The 19,997-nt window shown below is 70.1% G+C and carries 17 protein-coding genes; 10 read left to right on the top strand and 7 right to left on the bottom strand.

The window, feature by feature from the left end:
- Window positions 1-44: 44 nt before the first annotated feature.
- Window positions 45-2,513, top strand: a complete 2,469-nt coding sequence (locus ACX9TP_RS12010) for a phosphoketolase family protein (protein ID WP_482979847.1) — start codon at window positions 45-47, stop codon at window positions 2,511-2,513.
- A gap of 17 nt (window positions 2,514-2,530) precedes the next feature.
- Window positions 2,531-3,778: an acetate/propionate family kinase gene (locus ACX9TP_RS12005; RefSeq protein WP_482979846.1), complete on the top strand. Its 1,248-nt coding sequence runs from the start codon at window positions 2,531-2,533 to the stop codon at window positions 3,776-3,778.
- A 48-nt stretch (window positions 3,779-3,826) separates the two neighbouring features.
- Here the strand turns inward: ACX9TP_RS12005 and ACX9TP_RS12000 are convergent, their stop codons facing one another.
- The 3 genes from ACX9TP_RS12000 to ACX9TP_RS11990 form a co-directional block, all read right to left on the bottom strand.
- A complete protein-coding gene (locus tag ACX9TP_RS12000; RefSeq protein WP_482979845.1) occupies window positions 3,827-4,171 on the bottom strand; it encodes a hypothetical protein in 345 nt (114 codons plus the stop codon).
- Window positions 4,168-4,929 carry a DUF2092 domain-containing protein gene (locus tag ACX9TP_RS11995; RefSeq protein ID WP_482979844.1) on the bottom strand — a complete coding sequence of 254 codons (762 nt, stop codon included), beginning with the start codon at window positions 4,927-4,929 and terminating at the stop codon, window positions 4,168-4,170. Before ACX9TP_RS11995 ends, ACX9TP_RS12000 begins: the two co-directional genes overlap by 4 nt.
- A 244-nt stretch (window positions 4,930-5,173) precedes the next feature.
- A complete protein-coding gene (locus ACX9TP_RS11990; RefSeq protein WP_482979843.1) occupies window positions 5,174-7,063 on the bottom strand; it encodes a glycoside hydrolase family 15 protein in 1,890 nt (629 codons plus the stop codon).
- 410 nt (window positions 7,064-7,473) lie between these two features.
- Between ACX9TP_RS11990 and ACX9TP_RS11985 the strand changes: the two genes are divergently transcribed.
- The 4 genes from ACX9TP_RS11985 to ACX9TP_RS11970 all read left to right on the top strand — a co-directional run bounded on the left by ACX9TP_RS11985 (window position 7,474) and on the right by ACX9TP_RS11970 (window position 10,449).
- Window positions 7,474-8,049, top strand: a complete 576-nt coding sequence (locus tag ACX9TP_RS11985; protein WP_482979842.1) for a DUF4136 domain-containing protein — start codon at window positions 7,474-7,476, stop codon at window positions 8,047-8,049.
- A 218-nt stretch (window positions 8,050-8,267) separates the two neighbouring features.
- Complete coding sequence (locus ACX9TP_RS11980; protein WP_482979841.1) at window positions 8,268-8,990, top strand: outer membrane beta-barrel protein; 723 nt, start codon at window positions 8,268-8,270, stop codon at window positions 8,988-8,990.
- A 296-nt stretch (window positions 8,991-9,286) separates the two neighbouring features.
- Window positions 9,287-10,240 (top strand): VOC family protein, encoded by a 954-nt coding sequence (locus tag ACX9TP_RS11975; RefSeq protein ID WP_482979840.1) that lies wholly within the window; start codon window positions 9,287-9,289, stop codon window positions 10,238-10,240.
- Between the two features lie 23 nt (window positions 10,241-10,263).
- Window positions 10,264-10,449, top strand: coding sequence for a hypothetical protein (locus ACX9TP_RS11970; RefSeq protein WP_482979839.1), 186 nt, complete (start codon window positions 10,264-10,266; stop codon window positions 10,447-10,449).
- A gap of 14 nt (window positions 10,450-10,463) precedes the next feature.
- On the opposite strand, the gene ACX9TP_RS11965 is transcribed toward ACX9TP_RS11970, so the two are convergent.
- Window positions 10,464-12,353, bottom strand: a complete 1,890-nt coding sequence (locus ACX9TP_RS11965; protein ID WP_482979838.1) for a pyruvate kinase — start codon at window positions 12,351-12,353, stop codon at window positions 10,464-10,466.
- Window positions 12,354-12,663: 310 nt separating this feature from the next.
- Here ACX9TP_RS11965 and ACX9TP_RS11960 point away from each other — a divergent pair, with 310 nt between their 5' ends.
- The 3 genes from ACX9TP_RS11960 to ACX9TP_RS11950 all read left to right on the top strand — a co-directional run bounded on the left by ACX9TP_RS11960 (window position 12,664) and on the right by ACX9TP_RS11950 (window position 15,663).
- On the top strand, window positions 12,664-13,650 hold the full coding sequence (locus ACX9TP_RS11960; protein ID WP_482979837.1) for a M91 family zinc metallopeptidase: 987 nt from the start codon (window positions 12,664-12,666) through the stop codon (window positions 13,648-13,650).
- A 64-nt stretch (window positions 13,651-13,714) separates the two neighbouring features.
- Window positions 13,715-14,653, top strand: a complete 939-nt coding sequence (locus ACX9TP_RS11955; RefSeq protein WP_482979836.1) for a LysR family transcriptional regulator — start codon at window positions 13,715-13,717, stop codon at window positions 14,651-14,653.
- A 179-nt stretch (window positions 14,654-14,832) separates the two neighbouring features.
- Entirely contained in the window at window positions 14,833-15,663 is an 831-nt protein-coding gene (locus ACX9TP_RS11950) for a pirin family protein (RefSeq protein WP_482979835.1), read from the top strand.
- 12 nt (window positions 15,664-15,675) lie between these two features.
- Here ACX9TP_RS11950 and ACX9TP_RS11945 read toward each other — a convergent pair whose 3' ends face one another.
- Window positions 15,676-16,923 carry an MFS transporter gene (locus ACX9TP_RS11945; RefSeq protein ID WP_482979834.1) on the bottom strand — a complete coding sequence of 416 codons (1,248 nt, stop codon included), beginning with the start codon at window positions 16,921-16,923 and terminating at the stop codon, window positions 15,676-15,678.
- Window positions 16,924-16,976: 53 nt separating this feature from the next.
- Window positions 16,977-18,287, bottom strand: coding sequence for a hypothetical protein (locus ACX9TP_RS11940; protein ID WP_482979833.1), 1,311 nt, complete (start codon window positions 18,285-18,287; stop codon window positions 16,977-16,979).
- A gap of 228 nt (window positions 18,288-18,515) precedes the next feature.
- Between ACX9TP_RS11940 and ACX9TP_RS11935 the strand changes: the two genes are divergently transcribed.
- A complete protein-coding gene (locus ACX9TP_RS11935; RefSeq protein ID WP_482979832.1) occupies window positions 18,516-18,854 on the top strand; it encodes a hypothetical protein in 339 nt (112 codons plus the stop codon).
- 12 nt (window positions 18,855-18,866) lie between these two features.
- On the opposite strand, the gene ACX9TP_RS11930 is transcribed toward ACX9TP_RS11935, so the two are convergent.
- Window positions 18,867-19,952 carry a trigger factor gene (locus ACX9TP_RS11930; RefSeq protein ID WP_482979831.1) on the bottom strand — a complete coding sequence of 362 codons (1,086 nt, stop codon included), beginning with the start codon at window positions 19,950-19,952 and terminating at the stop codon, window positions 18,867-18,869.
- Between the last annotated feature and the right edge of the window lie 45 nt (window positions 19,953-19,997).

The following is a 19,997-nucleotide window of genomic DNA, read 5'->3' as shown; positions in this document are numbered from 1 at the left end:
ACCCGACTCAACGCACCAAACGCAACACGGATGGGAGGCATGTCATGGCACACCCGATAGGGACGGGAGAATCGGAGTACGCGCCGCCGCTGACGGCGAGAGAGCAGGGCCAGGGACCCTCCGCGCCCGGCAGGGAGCGGACCCGGGGTGGTGGACCGCTGACCGCACGGGAAGTGGAGTTGATGAACGCGTACTGGCGGGCGTGCAACTACCTGTCGGTGGGGATGATCTACCTCCAGGACAACCCGCTCCTGCAGCGGCCCCTGGTGCCGGAGGACGTGAAGCACCGGCTGCTCGGCCACTGGGGCGCGAGCCCGGCGCTCTCGTTCACCTGGGTCCACCTGAACCGGCTCATCGTCGAGCAGGACCTCGACGTCATCTTCGTGGCCGGGCCGGGCCACGGCGCCCCGGGCGTGCTCGGGCCGGCGTACCTCGAGGGCACCTACTCGGAGGTCTATCCGGACAAGAGCATGGACGCGGAGGGGATGCGGAAGTTCTTCAAGCAGTTCTCCTTCCCCGGTCACATCGGCAGCCACGTCACCCCGGAGACGCCGGGCTCCATCCATGAAGGCGGCGAGCTCGGCTACAGCCTCTCCCACGCGTACGGCATGGCCTTCGACAACCCCGACGTCATCGTCGCCTGCGTCGTGGGTGACGGCGAGGCGGAGACCGGGCCGCTCGCGACGGCCTGGCACTCGAACAAGTTCCTCAACCCCGTGCGGGACGGCGCAGTGCTGCCCATCCTGAACCTCAACGGGTACAAGATTGCCAACCCGACCATCCTCTCCCGCATCAGCCAGGAGGAGCTGGAGGCCCTGTTCGTGGGCTACGGCTACAAGCCCTACTTCGTCGAGGGCAGCGACCCGGCCCAGATGCACCAGAAGATGGCGGAGACGCTGGAGCGAGCCGTCGAGGAGATTCGCGCCCTGCAGAAGAAGGCACGGCAGACGGACACGCCGACCCGGCCGCGCTGGCCCATGATCGTCCTGCGCTCGCCCAAGGGGTGGACCGGGCCGAAGGAGCTGGAGGGACACAAGCTGGAAGGCTTCTGGCGCTCGCACCAGGTCCCCTTCGGCGACGTGCGGTCCAACCCGTCGCACCTGAAGGCGCTCGAGGACTGGATGCGCAGCTACAAGCCCGAGGAGCTGTTCGACGAGCAGGGACGGCTGATGCCGGAGCTGCGGTCGCTTGCGCCCAAGGGCATCCGGCGGATGAGCGCGAACCCGCACGCCAACGGCGGCCTGCTTCGCAAGGCGCTCAAGCTGCCCGACTTCCGCGACTATGCGGTCAAGGTTGGCTCGCGCGGCACCACGCTGCATGAGAACACGAAGCCGCTCGGCGAGTTCCTGCGGGACGTCATGCGCAACAACATGACGAGCTTCCGCGTCTTCGGCCCGGATGAGACCGCCTCGAACCGGCTCCAGTCCATCTACGAGGTGAGCAAGAAGACCTGGATGGCCGACCTGTTGCCGGAGGACGCCGACGGGGGCGAGCTCGCGCGCGACGGCCGTGTCATGGAGATGCTGTCCGAGCACACGCTGCTCGGCTGGCTGGAGGGGTATCTGCTCACGGGGCGCCACGGCTTCTTCCACACGTACGAGGCGTTCGCCCACGTCATCGACTCCATGTTCAACCAGCACGCCAAGTGGTTGGACATCAGCAAGAACCACGTGAAATGGCGGGCGCCCGTCGCCTCGGAGAACATCCTGCTGTCCTCGACGGTGTGGCGGCAGGACCACAACGGGTTCTCCCATCAGGACCCGGGGTTCATCGACCTGGTGACCAACAAGTCCGGCTCCGTCACGCGCATCTACCTGCCTCCGGACGCCAACACGCTGCTGGTGGTGGCGGACCAGTGCCTGCGCAGCACCGACTGCGTCAACGTCATCGTCGCGGACAAGCAGAAGCACCTGCAGTTCACCAGCATCGACGAGGCCGTTGCCCACTGCGCCAAGGGGATGGGCATCTGGGCGAGGGCCAGCACGGACCAGGACGCGGAGCCAGATGTCATCATGGCCAGCTGCGGCGACGTCGCGACGCAGGAGGCCCTGGCCGCCGCCTCCATCCTGCGCGCGCGCGCGCCAGGCCTGAAGCTGCGCTTCGTCAACATCGTCGACCTGTTCAAGCTGCAGTCGGATGCGGACCACCCGCACGGGTCCAGCCGGCGGGAGATAGAGAGCCTGTTCCCGCCGGGCAAGCCCATCATCTTCAGCTTCCACGGCTATGCCTCGCTCATCCACAAGCTGGCCTATCGCTTCATCGACCACGAAGACCTGCACGTGCATGGCTACAAGGAGAAAGGCAATATCAACACGCCTTTCGAGCTGGCCATCCTGAACGAGACGTCCCGCTTCCACCTGGTCATCGACGTCATCGACCGCGTGCCGGGGATGCATGCGAAGGCAGGGCACCTCAAGGAAGAGATGAAGAACGCCATCATCTCCAACCTGGCCTACGCGCACGAGCACGGCAGGGACCGGCCTGAAATCGCGGACTGGACCTGGCCGGACTGAGAGAGAGGGGCTCACACATGGGGCAGCGAACGTTCGAAACGGGGGACGTGCCGGACGCGCTGCTCGTGCTCAACGCCGGTTCCTCGAGCCTGAAGTTCTCCGTCTTCCTCGAGGAGGAGCCCCTGCGGCTCCTCCTCCGAGGGGAGTTCGAGGAGCTGTCGACCCATCCGCGGTTCGTCGCGCACGCGGATGGTGCCGTCATCGGTGAGAGGGACTGGGCCGCAGGAACGCGGCTCGGGTACGAGGGTGCCACCGACTTCCTGTTCACCTGGGGTCGAGGCGGCGTGCTCGGAGGGCACCGGATCGCAGCCGTCGGACATCGCGTGGTCCATGGCGGCATGCATTTCTCCGGGCCCGCCCTCGTCGACGCGGCGACCCTCGCGGAGCTGGAAGCGCTCATTCCGCTGGCGCCGCTGCACCAACCCCACTGCGTGGAAGCGATTCGCGCCGTCATGCGGACGGCGCCATCGGTGCCGCAGGTCGCCTGCTTCGATACGGCATTCCACCGCACCCAGCCGCCCGTGGCCCAGGCCTTCGCCCTGCCCCGCCGTTATGCCGAGGAGGGCATCCGCCGCTACGGGTTCCATGGGCTTTCCTACGAGTACATCGCCTCCACGCTGCCGCGCGTGGCGCCCGCGGCCGCCGGGGGCCGCACCGTGGTCGCGCACCTCGGGAACGGCGCGAGCATGTGCGCCCTACTCCAGGGACGCAGCGTGGCGACCACCATGGGTCTCACCGCCCTGGATGGGCTCATGATGGGCACCCGGTGCGGGGCCATCGACCCTGGCGTCCTGCTGTACCTGATGGACCGGCACGGCATGGACGCGCGCGCGCTGGAGCGGCTCCTCTACCAGCAATCCGGCCTGCTGGGCGTCTCCGGCGAGTCCAGCGACATGCGGGAGCTGCTCGGCGGCACCAGCGCCGCCGCCGCCGAGGCGCTGGAGTTGTTCGTCTACCGCATCCATCGCGAGCTCGGCTCGCTCGCGGCGGCGCTGCACGGCCTGGACGCCGTCGTCTTCACGGGCGGCATTGGCGAGCACGCCGCGCCGATTCGCGAGCGCGTCTGTCGTGCCGCGAGCTGGCTCGGGCTGGAGCTGGATGAAGCGGCCAATGCTCGCGGCGGGCCCTGCATCACCCGGCCTGGCAGCCGCGTCTCCGCATGGGTGATTCCCACGGATGAAGAGACGATGATTGCCCACCACACCCGGCGCGTGCTGAGCGCAACAAGCCTGGAGCCCGGTCCGCGGGCTCCAGGCAGCAGGTGAGCGGGGCATGAGCCGGGGCCCGGGCGCCTCGCGCCGCGGGCCCGGACCTCACATGGACGTCGGGACGTACACGAGGTTGGTGCCCTGGTAGGAAGGCCTGTAATACGTGCCGCCGCACTGGTGGTAGGTGACGCCGGCCTGGACGACGTTGACGCAGCCGGTGGGCAGCGTGGACAGCACCGCGGCGGTTCCCACCGCGGCGGTTCCCACCACGGCGGCGGTCCCCACGGCCGCCGCGCCGACGGCGGCCGTCCCATAGACAGCCCGACGCGTGGTGCGGCGGGCCACACCCGCGACACTCACGGGCGTCAGCGGCCTGCCCACCACGGCCAGGACCTCACCCGCGACGAGCACGAGGGTCAGTGTGAGAGCAGAGAAGTGGGCGCGTTTCATTTCGTGTCTCCTTGCGGCCCCTTGCGGGACGACACCTCGAGGAAGTCGATGCGCTCGGCGTCGCCGGGCGGCGAGAAGCGGAACACGTCGTTGCCGAAGCGAGGCGAGAAGTCCCACTCCGAGAGCTCGACGACGAACTCGGGCAGGCCCTCGACCTTCTTCGAGACAATCACGAGCTTGCGCGGCACGGGCACGGGCCCGTCTTCAATCCACAGCTGCCAGTCCGTCTCGTTTCCGCGAAACGCCAGGTGTTGGCAGGGCACGCCGCGGACGATGCTCGGTCCCAGGTTGCTCCCCGAGACGACGTCCTCCATCAGAATCTTCGCCGGGTTGCTGTAGAGCAGGTCCGCCCCGGGCGCCTCGATGTCCAGCTTCTCGCGCGCCGCATCGATGGCCTCGTCGATGTTCGGCGGGGCGTCGGCGGTCGCGTAGTAATGGGTCTTCTTGCCGAACAGGGTGAAGGTGCGCCCGTCGTAGAAGAACGCGACGTCCGCCACCTCTCCGCGCCGGTCGCTCCGGAGCTTGTCGGGCCGCTGGAGCCGGACGGTGCTCGAGAAGTCGTACTCCAGCTTCTCTCCCGTCTTGAGCACGACCTCCATCGAGCCATCCGTCTGGACGCTGAACCGCTGCTGGCCGGCGAGGAAGTCACTCATCTTCTCCACCAGCGCGCGGGCCTTGGGGTCGACGACGGGCTTCTGGGCCTTGTCGGCCTCGGGAGGCGCGGCCCCGGCGACTCCGCCGGCAAGTGTGGCGAGCACCGCAATGGAACACACCCACCGCCGCGAGCGTGTGGCGGTTGAACGGCTTCGTCCGCATGGCATTGGTTTCCCCATCTCTGCCTCCGGCCACGGTCCACGAAGCCCTGGGAGGCAGGGCTCCGGACTCGCGGGCTGTGTGAAACCTGAGGTGCGGTCCGTCCAGAATCAACCACCCGGAGGGAGCCGCACCCGACGCCCGCTGCCCTCGGCGCGCCCGGGCGCCGGAGGCAGCAGGCGAGTCCCCTCAGGATGGAGACGACGGCTCCGTGGCCGGGACGGTGGCGCGCTCGTTCGCCTCGCGGGGCGCGGGGCCCGCGATGACCGCGGGGGCGCGGCCCTCTCTCCGGGCCGCGCGGGCGTTCTCGATGTTGATGATGGCCTGGATGAGCCCCGCATGGCTGAAGGCCTGGGGCACGTTTCCCAGGGCCTCGTGCTTCACGGGGTCTATCTCCTCGGCGAGCAGCCCCAGGTCATTCACGTACTCCAGCACCTGGCCGAGCCGCTCCTCGGCCCGCTCCACGTCGCCGCGGACGGCGAAGCACGTGGTCAGCCAGAGCGTGCAGAAGGCGAACGTGCCCTCCTCGCCGGGCAGCCCGTCCTTGCGTTCGATGTAGCGGTAGACGTGACCGTTGCGCGTCAGCTCCTTGTCGATGCGCTCCACCGTCGCCGTCACGCGCGGGTCGTCCGGGGGCAGGAAGCCGCTGAGCAGCACCTGGAGCCCGGTGGCGTCCAGCGCCTTCTGTCCGAAGGTCTGCACGAAGGCGCCGGTGTCCGGGTCCACGCCCTGAGTCTCGATGGCCTGCCGCAGCTCGTCCCGCGCGCGTCGCCAGCCGTCGAGGTCCGGGTTCAGCTCGGGCAGGGGCTCGAAGAGGGTGATGGAGCGGTCCAGCGCCACCCACGCCATCAGCTTGGAGAACACGAAGTGCTGCCGGCCGCCGCGCGTCTCCCAGATGCCGTCATCGGGCTCCTTCCACCGGCGTGCCGCGGTGTCCGCCACCTGCCGGATGAAGTCCATCCAGAAGCGGCTGCGGGGGTCCGCCTTCAGCGCCTCGTAGTTGATGCCCAGGTTGCGGACGAGGCCGTACATCACCCCGATGAGCTCACCGTAGGTGTCCATCTGGAGCTGGTCGAACGCGCCGTTGCCGGTGCGCACCGGCCGGCTGCCCCGGTACCCGTCCAGGAAGTCCAGGTCCGTCTCCTGGAGGAAGCGCTCTCCGCCGATGCCATAGAGGATTTGCAATTCGTCCGTGCGGCCCGCCGTGGTGCTGAGGAGGAAGCGGGCGAACTGGCGCGCCTCCTGGCGGTAGCCGAACATGCCCAGTGCCGCGATGAGCACCGAGGAGTCCCGCAGCCAGCTGAACCGGTAGTCCCAGTTGCGCACGCCACCCACCTCCTCGGGCAGGGACGTGGTGGCCGCGGCGATGATGGCGCCCGTGTCCGCGTAGGTGAGCCCCTTGAGGACGAGCAGGCTGCGCACCACCAGGTCGCGGTGGGGCCCCGCATACGTGCACCGGCCGGCCCAGGAGCGCCACCAGGACTCCGTGCGCTCCACGCGCGTGCGCAGGTCCGCCGGCTCCAGCCGCTCCGGCTTCATGCGGTGCGGGCGCTCCCACTGGAGGGCAATCTCGCGCGTGTCACCGGCCCGCAGCACCTCGCGGGCGTCGCAGCCGCCCTTCGCGTCGGAGGTGATGCGGCCGAGGTTGCACTGCAGGAGCAGCGAGTCCGCGCCGCCGAACACGACGGCGAGGTCATCCGCGACGGGATGGAGGTAGGGCGTGGTGCGGCCGAAGTCGAAGCGCGGGGAGAAGGTGACGGCCACCTCCACCTCACCCTTCTCACACCGGACCAGGCGGATGAGGAGGTGCCGGGGCTGGGTGACGGCGAGCTTCCCGGACTCGCGCTCGTCCTCCCAGCAGGGCAGGCAGTCGGTGACGGTGATGACGCCCGTGTCGGTGGTGAAGCGCGTCTCCAGGACATTCGTATCCGGCAGGTAGCGCCGGGTGATGGTGGAAGGGGCCACGGGAGCAATGCGGAAGAAGCCGCCCTTCTCGCGGTCCAGCATGCAGGCGAAGACGGGGTTGCTGTCGAAGCGGTGGAAACACATCCATTCCAGCGTCCCGTCGCGTGCAACCATGCCTATCGAGTGGCAGTCGCTCAGGAAGGCGTAATCGGAGATGGGGGGATAGGGGGTCCCTGCGGGGCGTACCGATGTCTTGGAGGTCATGTGCCAAACGCTGTGCATGTGGGTGAAGGGATTGAATAGCCCTGGGGACGGTGGCGTGGCCGTGCGCCTGCCCGCGACGGAGCGGTCCCGCGCCCGCACGCGCTGCCGGCGCCGCGAGAGCCCTGCGCCCCTGGCCTGAGGCACGCCTCGCCCACGGGAGCGGGGGCCAGGGTGCGCGAAGCAGAGGCCCGGAGGCTGCCTTCCCCCGGACTTCCGTCGGGGGCCGACGGGCGGGCGGGACTCGGCACCCTTGCCGTGCCGCGCGCAATGTCAGGAGGCCGACGGCGCGCGCCTCGGCGCAAACCCCATAGGAGACGCCCATGCGGCTGCCGCTTCGTATCGCTCCGTTCCTGCTGGGCCTGATGCTCGCCGCCTGCGCGGGCATCGAGGTCAACACCCACTATGACCCCAAGGCCGTGCCGCAGCTCGAGAGCTTCCGCACCTATGCATGGCTGCCGCAGCCCGAGGGCAAGGACCCACGCGTCTACAACGACATCATCGATTCCTACATCCGGCAGGCGGTGGACCAGCGGCTGCAGGGACGCGGCTACAAGCTGGTGGAGGCGAACGCCAATCCAGACTTCCGCATCGGGTGGCAGGGCGCCATCGACTCGAAGGTGGACGTCTCGACGGTGAATTCCTACTACGGCTACGGCTGGGACCCGTATTGGAACCCCTACTACGGGGGCGTCGGGATGCCGTACACCCACGTCTACGAGTACGAGCAGGGCACCATCATCCTCGACATGGTGGACGCGAAGGCGAACAAGCTCGTCTGGCGCGGCACGGCCCAGGCGGAGGTGGACGAGAACCCGTCCGCTTCACGCACCCAGCAGCGCCTCGGCGAGGCCGTGGACGAGATGCTGTCGCGCTTCCCGCCCAAGGAGGAGAAGTGAGCGCGCGCCCGCCCGCCCCTCCCCGGTGGCCGGCGGGCGCGTTGCACGCCTGACGCCTTCGCCACGGGAATCCAGATGCAATGACATGACAACAGACGCCGGGCCGGGGTTGGACTCACGCCCCCCTGCCCGGCCCTCCCTGGAGGGGCGGTGTGCGGACAGGCGGCCCGTCCCCACGCTCCCAGCACCACGCAGTCCGGTGTCACAAGGAGGTTTTCATGCGGTTGCATACCTTGCTTCCCCTCGCCCTGCTGGCACTCACCGTGCCTCGGGGCGCGTCGGCCCAGACGACGTCCGGCTCGGACGCGGCCATGGTGGGCTTCGAAACACAGGCGAGTGAAGGCCCCGTGCGGCACTTCATGTTCAACGCGGGCGGCGGCGCCTCCTTCCCCATCTCCGACGCGGGGGACCGCTTCAAGACGGGTGGCGGCTTCCAGCTGGGCGCCGGCTTCCAGTTCACGAGGAACCTGGGCGTCATGGGCGAGTACTACTACAGCGCCCATGACATCCAGGCCGACGTGCTCACGGGGACTGGCGTCGACGGCAATCACTACATGCAGTACGGCAACCTCAACGCCGTCTGGAATGTGATTCCCCGCAGCGCCATCGGCTTCTACTTCATCGGCGGGCCGGGCCTGTACTACCGCAAGGTGGAGCTGACGCAGCTGGCCGGCGTCGCGGCCGTCCCGTACTGCGACCCATGGCTGTACTACTGCAGCACGAGCGTGGTGCCGGTGTCGGAGATTCTCGGCTCTCGCAGCAGCACGGACTTCGGTCTCAGCGCCGGCGTCGGTGTCACCCTGAAAATCTACGGGGACCTCCGCCTCTACCTGGAGGGCCGCTACCACTACATCTTCGGCCCGAGCTTCGACCTGCCGGACGGCACCTCGCGCAATGCCGACGGCCAGTACCTCCCGGTCAACTTCGGCATCCGCTACTGAAGGTGCGCGCGACGGGAGGTGGACGCCCGGCGGCCATGGGCGTCCCCTTCCAGCCCACCAGGCATGTCGGTGCCCGGCTCGCGCGTGTTCCGCGAGGCCTCCGGGCCCGGCGCCCGACCCTGGAGGCGCAGGGCGCTGTCCAGGGCGGACATGGCGCTCGTACCGGAGGCTGCGCGACTTGCTCCGCGTGCTCCCTCGCCCCATACCTTGGGGACTGCCCGGCCGCATCCCGCTTCCCACCTCGTGAGCCCCGCCGGCTGCCCGCCCCGAGTGACTCGGACCGCGGAGGAGGAGCAATGATGGAATCGCCTGGCAAGGCCCGGCTTCGCGGTGGAGTGCTGCTGGTGCTGGGACTGTGCGCGCTGGGCGGCGTCCTCTCCGCCGCGGCCGGCTGTGTCGCCACCGCCACCACCACCACCGCACCCGCCAGCGCGTCCCGGGAGGGCGGCCTCGTGCTCTCCCCGAAGCCGCTCTACGGGAAGTTCGTCTGGCATGACCTCGTGACGGACAACCCCGCCGCCGTCAAACGCTTCTACAGCCAGCTGCTCGGCTGGGAGTTCCAGGACGTGGCGGGCAGCAAGCGTCCCTACTCGCTCATCAAGGCGGAGGGGCGCTTCATCGGCGGCATCGTCCAGCCCACCGGCGTGGGCAAGGACGAGTACTCGCAGTGGCTGGGCTACCTCTCCGTGCCCGACGTGGACCGCGCGGTGAGCCAGGTCCGCGCGAGCGGCGGCAAGGCCCTGGTGGGGCCGGAGGACGTGCAGAACATCGGCAGGGCCGCGGTGGTGACGGACCCGCAGGGGGCACCGGTGGGCTTCGTGCGCTCGGAGCCCGGGGACCCGGCGGACATGGGCCTGCCCACGGCGGGGCAGATTCTGTGGATGGAGTACCTGGCCGATGACGCCGTCGCGGCCGTGGACTTCTACAAGGGACTGCTCGGCTACGCGGTGGAGGAGCGCAACCAGCGCGGCGGCCTCTACTACGTCCTCAAGGGAGGTGAGCAACCCCGCGCCGGCATCCTGCGCAAGCCCGTGGAGCGCGTGAAGCCCAACTGGCTCACGTACGTCCGGGTGGATGACCCGGCGGCGGTCGCCGCGCGGGTGGAGGAGCTCGGCGGCCGCGTGGTGATGGCGCCGCGGCCCGAGGTGCGGGGCGGCACGCTCGCGCTCATCGCCGACCCGAGCGGGGCGGTGCTCGCCCTGCAGAAGTTCCCGTTCGAGGACACCGGAGCGCCGGCGGCCTCCAAGTGATTGCCTTTCGAGGAGAACGCCCCATGTCGCTGCGCAAGTCCTTCCGTCTCGCCGCGTGGCTCATGCTGCTCGGCGGCGCCCTGATGACCTCCGGCTGTGCGAATGCCCAGGTCGGCGTGGGCTTCGGCGTCGCGGTGCCCGCGCCCTGGGGCGGAGTCTCCGTGGGCACCTCCACCGGCTGGTATGGCGGCCCGCGCTGGTATCCCTGAGCGGCCCCCGTCACTCAGGGGCTCGGGGGTGGGCCCATCAGGAGTGAAATCCTCAGGGGGCGGAAGAGGTTCCGCTTCTTGAGCTGGTGTTGCTCCATCTTCCGCAGAATCGCATCCAGCGTCCGACAGGCGTCCACCACGTACGCGCCCTTGTTGAGCATGACGCACTCCGCCTGGACCGACATGGAGGCGTCCGTAATCTCCGCGCGGGAAGGAATGCCGGTCCGTGCCAGGGTATCGAGGACCTGCGTGGCCCAGACGACGGGCAGGTGCGCGGCCTCGGCGAACCACATGATTTCCTGCTGGAGCTCCGCCAGGCGCTCGAAGCCGATTTCGACGGCTAGGTCGCCCCGCGCAATCATGAGGCCGACGGGGGTGTGCCGCATGGCATCCAGCAGCAGCCCGGGAAGCGCTTGCAGCGCGCGCGCCGTCTCCAGCTTGACCATGATTCCCGGCACGCGCGGCCCCGCGGCCGCGCGAATGGCGGCGATGGCTTCTCGCAGGTCGCTCGGGGTGCGGATGAATGACACGCCCAGGACGTCCGCGAACTCCAGCACGCCCGGGAGCACCTCCAGGTCCTTGCGCGAGACGATGCGCGCGCGCAGGTCGCTGTCCGGGAAGTTGACGCCCTTCTCCGCCCGGAGCTTGACGCGCTCCTTGAGCGTTCTCACCACCCGTGCGGTCGCATGGCGCGCCTCGACCTCCTCGACCACCGCCTCCAGCTTGCCGTCGTCCAGGAGCACGCGCTGTCCTGGCTTGAGCCGCAGCGTGACGTCCGGCATGTCCAGGCCGAGCCTGGGCGGGACGTGCCACCCGGTTGCGTCGGGAGGCTCGCGCACCCCGGGCCGACCTTCCACGGCCTCCAGCCACAGCTGGAAGCGGTCTCCGACGGACAGCTCGACGTAGCCGGGGCGCTGGGGGATGGCGCTGGGGAAGGCCCGGCCCTGCTCCTCGGCCCCCCGCATCCAGACGAGCTCGGTCCGGGGCGTCAGGTAGCACGTCCGGTCGAGCTCGGCGAAGGCCATGTGGGGGCCCACCTCGGTGATGCGCAAGGACCGCTCCCGCTGGCGGCTGTCCCGGGTCTGCACGGTGTCTCCGACACGCAAGCCGTCCAGCCAGCCGTCGGGCACGCGGAGCGCAACGGGCTCCGTCTCCGGAGCGGGCGGGCCGGAGGCGGTGGCGCCGAGCACGGGGATGCGCAGCGCGCCGACCACGCGCCCCAGCGCGTCCTTGCGCGGGCGATACCGGAGGACGGCCGGGCCCGGGGAGACGTGCGTGGTGCGAATCTTCGGCCCCTCGAGGTCCACGAGGACGCGCACCGGGCGCTCCATGCGGCGGGCGACCCGGCGCACCACCTCGGCCGTGCGGCGCCACACGCCGGGACTTCCGTGGGCGCTGTTGATGCGCAGGACGTTCATCCCCGCCCCGAGCAGGGCGGCGCACTCCTCCTCCGAGGGCGGCTCCGCGTCCCGGGCCGTCACCATGATGTACACGTGGCGCTCCCGGGGCCGGGGGCCCAGGAGCGCTTCCGTGTGCTGGTGCAGGAGCCGCTCGGCTTCGGCGCGGCGCAGCCCCGCGGGTGAGGGGATGAGCGGGGGGCCGGCGGGCCGCGGAGCGCCGCGCGCGAGGGAGTCCTCGATGCGCTGGAGGAGCTCGTGGAGGCTGGAGAGGACGGAGCCCTCGCTGCGTCCCAGGGAGGAGAGCCCCACCTCGCTCAGCTCCAGCTGGAGCCGGCGCAGCTCGAGCTGCCTCAGTGCCACGTAGGCGAGCAGGTTCTCCGCGCTCGCGCGGTAGCCGGGCTGCACGGCCGCGAGCGCACCGAGGTTCGCCTCGACGAAGCCCGTGACATACCGCTGGACCTCGAGCACTTCCGCATGGATGTCTTCGAGCTGCTGGCCTGACATGGGGCCCTCGCGCGGAGGTTCTCGGCTTGAATTTGCAGCCGAAGCACCGGGAAGGCACCGCCGGGGCGGACCCCGTGCGGCGGGCGTGGCAGCACACCTGCGACGAAGCGCGCGCTGGCCCGGCGGCTGGTAACTCCAGTGACCAGCCGGTAGGCGCAGTTACCAGTCGCCCGGCCTGGAGCCCTCCCGGGCACCCGTGGAACCTCCTGGAATCATGGGGAGTCCGCGCGGGAGGCCCGGCGCGCTCCAGCCGGCACGGGAGATGCTCTGGTGTCGGAGCGTCGCTCACCTCCGACCCCAGAGGCTCCCCATGAAGCTCCGCTCGAAGCCGTCCCTCTCCCTCCCCAAGTCCTCTCCGTCCACGCCGTCCGCCTCGCGCTCCCCGAGCCCTGGCGCCTCCGCGAAGCCGGACGCGGCCAGCGCCCCGAAGAAGCCCAGCGCCCCGCGGCCCACGCCCGGCGAGCTCCAGGCGGGAAAGAGCCAGCTCAAGCCGGCGGACCATGGCGTGGCGCACCCGGACCTGCCGGGCATCCGGACGCGCCGCGACAGCGGCCAGTCGGGCGCGGGCTTCGCTGACTTCACGTCGGACGTGCGCAACTCCACGCACACGCTGATGAGCAAGCCCGAGGGACGCCGGCTGATGACGGAGCTCAACGGCCGCACGCAGGCGGTGAACCCCGGCGCGACGGGCACGCCCTACAAGCCGGTGACGGTGGCCGACATCTCCTCGGGCCGCAACGACGCGCGCATGCCCATGTCCCATGCGCCCCGCCACGAGGGCACCTACGACTCGCTGCGCCCGGCGTACCGCAACGACGGCCAGCCCGGCGCGGGCCGGCCCAGCAACATCAAGTACAACGAGCAGGATGCGGGGCCGCGCTTCAACAGCCTGGGCCATGAGTCCGTCCACGCCTGGCGCGCGGCCAACGGCCTCCAGGTGAGCCCCCTGGCCGTCAGCAAGCACGACAACGCGGACGTGTTCCAGCGCTTCCCGTCGCACTCGGCCGACATGAAGAACACGCTCGAGACGCGCCTGCGGCTGACGGAGGAGTTCGAGACGGTGGGCTTGCGCCCCACGCCGCATACGCCCGCGGGCTGGGCGCCCAGCGAGAACAAGCTTCGCGCGGAGCATGGGCTGCCGCAGCGCCAGGACTACTCGGGCATGCGCCCCACCGGGAACCAGAACGACGTCAACCTGGGCAACTACGACGCGGGCTCGGACAACCGCAACTTCTTCCAGAAGCTGCGCGGCGAGCCCACGCCCATCGGCCGCATCCTGAATGACCTGGAGAAGTGAGCCGCCCGGCGCGCTTGCATGGAGCGAGCGTGCGCCCGCGTCCCCGATGTGATGCACTTCGTGGGTGCTCGAAAGCGTCACCATCGAACAGCTCCGGACGCTCCGTGCGGTCGCCGAGGAGGGAAGCTTCACCGCCGCGGCCCGCCGGCTCGGCCAGGGGCAGCCCGCGGTCAGCCAGGCGATGAAGCGGCTCGAGAAGCAGCTCGGCCTGCGCCTCTTCGACAGGAGCGGCCGGGTCCCCCGGCTGACCGCGAAGGGCGAAGCCGTCGTCGCCGCGGCGGAGCGGCTTCACGAGGACCTCGCCGTCTTCCAGACGTTGATTGGCCGCATCAAGAGCGGAGCGGAGACGAAGCTCTCGCTCGCCGTCGACGCCATGTTTCCGACGAGCGCGCTGCTGACCTTCATCCGCGAGCTCGCCGAGGAACACCCCGGCGTGGAGCTGGCGCTCGAAATCGAGTTCCTCGCGGCGGTGACCGCGCTCGTGCGGGAGCGGCGGGCCACGCTCGGCATCGCGGGGGCGGACCTGGACCTCTCGGGGCTGGAGCAGCGCCCCATGGCCCACCTGCGGATGATTCCCGTCGCCGCGCCGTCACATCCCCTGGCGGCGGGAAAGGACGTCATCATCACGGAGGAGCGACTCGCCTCCGCCGTGCAGGTCGTCCTCACCGAGCGCACTCCGGCGGGCCAGCCCGGCTCCTCGGACCGGGGGGTCTTCTCGACGCGGACGTGGCGGGTCGCCGACCTGATGACCAAGCATGCGCTCATCGTGGGCGGGCTGGGCTGGGGCCACGAGCCCGAGCACCTCGTGCGTGAGGACCTCGCGGCGGGGCGGCTCGTGGAGCTGCGGCTCGCGGCCTGGGAGGGCGGGCCACCCCCGCGACATTCGCTCGCCCTCGTTCGTCGCAAGGGCTCGCCGCTCGGGCCCGTGGCGGCGTGGGCCTCCCAGCGACTCACCAGCCTCTGCCTGGAGGCGCTGGGCGCCACCCACCCTCACACGAGGTGATGACAACCATCACGCCCCCGGTGGATTGGCGACGGGGCTCGCGCTCTTAGCTTGTTGTCATGACGACCGCGACGCATGCCACTTCCCCTTCCACTTCTTCCCGCCCGCTTCCCCGCGCCCGTCCGCTCGAGAGCGTCCATGGCGGAGGTCCGCTCCACTGGGTCGGTGACGGCTTCCGGGTGAGTACCCTCGTCCCGAGCAGGAGCCTCTCGCAGGAGCGGGTCAGTCCCTTCCTGTTGCTCGACTACCATCCTCGCAATGACTACCCGGCGCTGGCCGAAGGTCAGCGCGGCGTCGGCTGGCACCCACACCGGGGCTTCGAGACAGTCACCCTGGCGTTCGAGGGGTTCGTCGCGCACCGGGACACCGCGGGCCATGCGGGCGTCATCGGGCCTGGCGACGTGCAGTGGATGACGGCCGCGTCCGGCATCCTCCACGAGGAGTTCCAAGAGCAGGGCTTCTCGCGTCGCGGAGGCGCGTTCCACATGCTGCAGCTCTGGGTCAACCTTCCCCGCGCGAGGAAGATGGACCCGCCGGGCTACCAGCCCATCACCAAGGACCAGATTCCCGTCGTCCCGGTCGGAGGAGAGAACAACCCCAGCACGGTGCGAGTCATCGCCGGGGAATATGGAAACGCCCGGGGGCCCGCGCGGACCTTCACGCCCATGACCTTGCTCGACGTGAAGCTCACCGCGGGCACGTCGCTCGAGGTACCCGTGCCCTCACATCACAATGCCCTGGTGCTCGTCGCCGGTGGCCGGGTCTCGACCGACGGTGACTCGCTCGCCCCAGGGGCTCTCGCCGTCTTCGCCAACGAGGGTGAGCAGCTCTCCCTGCGCGCCGAGGAGGACGCGCACCTCATCGTCCTCGCGGGGGAGCCCATCCGTGAGCCCATCGTCCATGTGGGGCCCTTCGTCATGAACACCGAGCGCGAAATCCTCCAGGCCATCCACGACTTCGAGGCGGGACGCTTCGGTGAGGCGCCCACGGACGAGGCGCCGCGGAGCTGAAGCCCTCCGCGACTATGCGGCCTTCCGGGGTTGGCGGAGCAGCAGCACGCCCGCCACCCCCACGAAGGCCAGGGCGGACAGGGCGAGCGAGACGTGGATGTTCGTCACGCTTCCCAGGAGCCCCACCGTCACGCCGCTGAAGGCCCGCAGGCCCAGGGCCGACATGCTGAAGAGGCCCAGGACGCGGCCCCGGATGGTGTCCGGCGCATTCAGCTGCACGATGGCCTGGGTCATGCTGCTGAAGGAGAGCTCGAGGAACCCGGCCACGAACAGCACGCAGATGGCCGCCGGATACCAGCTCATGAACGAGAACGCGAAGAGCGAGCATCCCCACAGGAACGCCATCTTCAACGCGGAAGCAGCCGTCGTCGGCAGCCAGGTCCCGCGCGTCTCGAGCAGGACGCCGGCGAGCAGCGCACCGGCCGCATCCGCGCCCAGCAGGAGCGTATAGGCCAGGCCGGGGTCTCCATGGCCCAGCTCCGTGGCGAAGCCCGGCATCTGCGCCTGGTAGCTGTTGCCAATGAAGAACGAGGCGGCCCCCGCCAGCAACACCATGGGCGCGACCACGGGCATCCCTCGCACGTCACGGAGGGTGTGGACGATGTCGGCGAAGCCCCGGACGGCACGCTTGGGGCCTGTCGTCGTTGCGCGGAAGTGCCGGCCGTAGGGTGCGCTCACCAACCAGAGCAGGAGGGGCAGATAGAACAGCGTGTTGACGAAGATGGCCCGGGTCGGCCCGAGCGTCCGCATGATGATGCTGCCCACACCGGGGCCCACCAGGACGCCGAGGTAGCGGGCCGTCGCGTTCAGGCGCACCGCGCTGGCCAGGGAGCCGGGGCCCACGATGTCGTAGAGCAACATCTGACTGGAGGTACTCCAGAGCACCCCCGCGCAGCCGTGGAGCGTGAGGAGCACCATCGCGTGCCACATCTGCAGGGAGTCCGTAACGAAGAAGTATCCCCACCCCAGGGAGGCGGCGATGAAGAGCACCATGCCGGCCTGGATGAGGCGCCTGGAGTCGAACCGGTCATTGAGCGCGCCCACCGGCACCGAGAACATCAGGAAGGGCAGCCAGTGGGACACCACCGCGAACCCACCCAGCGCCGGCGAGTGGAACTTCTGGAACGCGACCCAGTAGCTGATCACGTGCTCGATGTTGTCGGCCATCATCGCCAACATGAACGTGATGAGGAACGTCCGGTAACCCGGGAGGCGGAGCGCGCTCGTTGCGGCAGGCGGGGCGGCCACGGTGGAGGTCATGGAGGCGCCCCTTATCTCAGGCCTTCCCGTGGACGGCCAGCGTCCCCTCTGCCTCACCCCGGAGGCTTGCGCACGGTGACATCGCCCGTGCGTGCTCCAGGCACCTGCTCCCACCCGGGGGCCAGCTCCAGCTCCCAGCCGTCCCCGGAGAGCGTGTGGCCGCGGGTCTCCAGGGGGAGTGGCACCGTGGCGCTCTTCCACTGCTCATCCACCAGCACGCCCGCACTCACCGTCAGGCTTCCCCACGCGTCCACGATGCGCCCGCTCGGGTACACCGTGCCCACACCGTCGATGGGCACCAGCTCCCCGGGCTTGAACTGGATGCGCATGCGCTCGAATGGCAGCCGCAACACCGGCCCTTCCACGAAGCGCTGGCGCAACGTCGCGAGCCGGGCCTGGGCCGCGCGCTCGCGCTCGGCCTCGCGCAGCTCCAGCTCCGGCGCACCGTAGGCCTTGCCGCGACTCGCGAGCAGCTCCTCCGACGGAGGCTTCGTGTCCAGGGACAGCGCGCGGGCCAGGAGCTCGCCCAGGTCGGCCCGCTCCAGGGCCTCGCGTCGCCAGCGCGCGCCGGCCGCGTCGTCGAGGAGCAGCCCGTACGCGGGGCCGGAGGCCTGCACGAAGGAGCGCACCAGGGTGGGCTGCCCGGAGGTCTCCGCGAGCGCCTTCTTCACGAGCGCCAGGCGCGCGGCGGCCTTCGGGGCCCCCAGTCGCACACCGGTGTACTCGGCGAGGCCCTCGTTCTGCTCGAGCGCGCGCTCCTCTTCCGTGGCCTTCGGGAAGAGGGCGCGGCGGGCCGAGCGGAAGCCGAGTGCATCCTGCACGGCGGCGCGGCGTGTGGCGCCGCGCGACTCCAGCGCCCGCGCGAGCGCCCGCCATTCGAGCTGCAGGAGGGTCCGGCCCCGGGCGGACTCGAGGTGCGCATTGGGCTTGTCTCCCGTGGTGAGCCCCTTGCGGCGCTGCAGGTGGTGGAAGGCCTCGTGCGCGAGCATCACTCGCAGGGCCGTCGGGTCCTCCGGCAGGGGCCAGAGCAGCTGCACCCAGAGCGTGCCCGCCCAATCCGTGGCGGTGTTGGCGACCGTCACGTCTGACGGCAGCTCTCCGGTGAAGGGGGGACCCGGGTACCTTCCCTCTTTCGGCGCCTCGCTCACGATGAAGCGCCGGCTCTGCGCGTCCACCACCATCAAGGGCGCGCAGAGGGAGTCGCCCCACAGGGCGCCCTTGTCAGCGCGGCACATGCGCTCGAGTTCCTTGAAGGCGCGGGTGACCGCTCCGGCCTCGGGCCCGGGTGCCGCCGCGTGGGCCGGGGCCGTGGACACCAGTGCCAGCGACAGCACGAGAGCTTGGAAATGAGGGCGGGCCACCATGCACACTCCTTGGCGAGGACCCCTTCAGCCTCGCATGGTACGCGCACCCGGCAACAGGCGGACCAGCAAGGCCGCCAGCGCCGAGGTGCTCGCGGACCTTCCCGCGCCGACCCACCCCGACGAGCGCACGCGGGATGAGCCTCGGACGACGTCGGCTTCCCGTCGCCCGATACGCGCATCGTCGGCGCCTGCTTCAAATGGGCACCGGGCTGCACTAGAAGACGTTCCATGGCGCCCCGCTCCTGGTGGCAGCAGTTCCTGGACTTCATGGAGCTGTCCAACCCCGAGACGTTGAAGGGCCTCGGGCTCGTGCTCGTCCTGCTCGTCATCGGCTTCGGGCCGTTGCTGCTGCTGGCCGTCCTGGACGTGAGCGGGACGGCCCGCAGGGCGCTGGTCGCCCTGGGGCCCGTGTCCATCTGCCTGGGGCTCGCCGGCCTCGTGCTGGTGTGTGGCTACCGGTACGGCGAGCTGCTCAAGTGGTCGCGCCGCCAGACGTGGACGCTGGCGGCGCTATTCCTGGGCATGGGCCTTCTGGGCGGCCTGGGGCTGTGGTTCAGCGAGAGCTGACGGCGAAGCGCCTCAGCCCTGCTCCGCGCCCTCGAAGGTGACCTTCGCCTTGTTCATGACGTGCTCCACGGCGAGCAGGTACCAGGCCAGCTCGGTCAGGCGCCGGGTCGTCTCCGGCGACTCGCGCAGGGCGGCGTGGACCTCCTCCGCGCTGAACCCGAAGGGCTCCATGTGGTCGCGAATCAGCTTCTCGAGCTTCTCCGGGGTGAGCTGAAGCTTCTCGGACTCGGTGATGGCCTTCAGCACGATGCCGATGTGCAGCCGGCGCTCGGCGTCCGCGCGCGTGGTGGGGTCCGTGAGCCAGCCCTGGAGCGCCTCCTGCTGCTCCTCGACGTCGAACTGGTACTCGACCATGGCCTTGCCCTCGGCCTGGACCCAGCGGCGGCGGAGCTCCTCGTCCACCAGCGCCCGCGGCAGCTCCACCGGAGCGCGCCGGGCCACCTCGTCCAGCACCATGTCCTGGGCCTGCACCCAGAGCTGCCCCGAGAGCTCGTCCTCCAGCTCCTCGCGGAGGTTGTCCATGACCTCTTCCAGGGTGCTGCCCATCCCGAGCTTCTCCAGGAACTCGGGGGAGTTGTCTGGCAGCATCGTCACCTGGCGGGCGGCCACGATGTCCACCAGGAAGCGCGCCGGCTTCCCCTGGAGGGGCTCCACCGGGTAGGTCTCCGGCAGCTCGAGGGCAATCTGCATGGACTCGCCCACCTTGCCACCCTCCGCCACGGCCTCGCAGAACCCGGGCAGCGCCTCGATGGGCGCCAGCTCCGTCGTCATGCCGAAGCGCGAGGAGAAGGGAATGAGCTTCCCATCGCAGTAGCCCACGATGTTCAGCTGGACGTCGTCCCCCAGCTCCAGCGACTCGCCCGGCTGACGCTCGCGCGATGTGGCCACGGCCCGGCGCTTCTCGTGGAAGGCGCGCAGCAGGTCTTCCTCGGTGAGGTCGTCCGGGGTGGGAACGCGCACGGCGATTCCCTCCAGGGAGGGAGCCTGCACGCTGGGAAGCTTGAGGGCCTCGGCGGAGGCGGTGCTCACCACCGGGCTCATCTTCAGCAGGCGCTCGACACCGCGACCTGGTCCTTGAGTCCCTTGATTGCTGCTCACGAATGCTCCCGGGAGATAGGCCTGCCAGCGTCCGCGCCAATGGGG

The sequence above is a fragment of the Pyxidicoccus sp. M15 genome (assembly GCF_056858435.1).
Note: the sequence above shows the minus strand (reverse complement) of the source record. Positions and strands in the feature narration are given on the sequence as shown.

What these genes read in the sequence shown, in the direction of transcription:
- ACX9TP_RS12000 (WP_482979845.1), bottom strand. Translation starts at nt 4,171, where the DNA reads ATGAAACGCGCCCACTTCTCTGCTCTCACACTGACCCTCGTGCTCGTC.
- ACX9TP_RS11935 (WP_482979832.1), top strand. Translation starts at nt 18,516, where the DNA reads ATGGCGCCCCGCTCCTGGTGGCAGCAGTTCCTGGACTTCATGGAGCTG.
- ACX9TP_RS11940 (WP_482979833.1), bottom strand. Translation starts at nt 18,287, where the DNA reads ATGGTGGCCCGCCCTCATTTCCAAGCTCTCGTGCTGTCGCTGGCACTG.
- ACX9TP_RS12010 (WP_482979847.1), top strand. Translation starts at nt 45, where the DNA reads ATGGCACACCCGATAGGGACGGGAGAATCGGAGTACGCGCCGCCGCTG.
- ACX9TP_RS11945 (WP_482979834.1), bottom strand. Translation starts at nt 16,923, where the DNA reads ATGACCTCCACCGTGGCCGCCCCGCCTGCCGCAACGAGCGCGCTCCGC.
- ACX9TP_RS11980 (WP_482979841.1), top strand. Translation starts at nt 8,268, where the DNA reads ATGCGGTTGCATACCTTGCTTCCCCTCGCCCTGCTGGCACTCACCGTG.
- ACX9TP_RS11960 (WP_482979837.1), top strand. Translation starts at nt 12,664, where the DNA reads ATGAAGCTCCGCTCGAAGCCGTCCCTCTCCCTCCCCAAGTCCTCTCCG.
- ACX9TP_RS11965 (WP_482979838.1), bottom strand. Translation starts at nt 12,353, where the DNA reads ATGTCAGGCCAGCAGCTCGAAGACATCCATGCGGAAGTGCTCGAGGTC.
- ACX9TP_RS12005 (WP_482979846.1), top strand. Translation starts at nt 2,531, where the DNA reads ATGGGGCAGCGAACGTTCGAAACGGGGGACGTGCCGGACGCGCTGCTC.
- ACX9TP_RS11970 (WP_482979839.1), top strand. Translation starts at nt 10,264, where the DNA reads ATGTCGCTGCGCAAGTCCTTCCGTCTCGCCGCGTGGCTCATGCTGCTC.
- ACX9TP_RS11985 (WP_482979842.1), top strand. Translation starts at nt 7,474, where the DNA reads ATGCGGCTGCCGCTTCGTATCGCTCCGTTCCTGCTGGGCCTGATGCTC.
- ACX9TP_RS11990 (WP_482979843.1), bottom strand. Translation starts at nt 7,063, where the DNA reads ATGGTTGCACGCGACGGGACGCTGGAATGGATGTGTTTCCACCGCTTC.
- ACX9TP_RS11975 (WP_482979840.1), top strand. Translation starts at nt 9,287, where the DNA reads ATGATGGAATCGCCTGGCAAGGCCCGGCTTCGCGGTGGAGTGCTGCTG.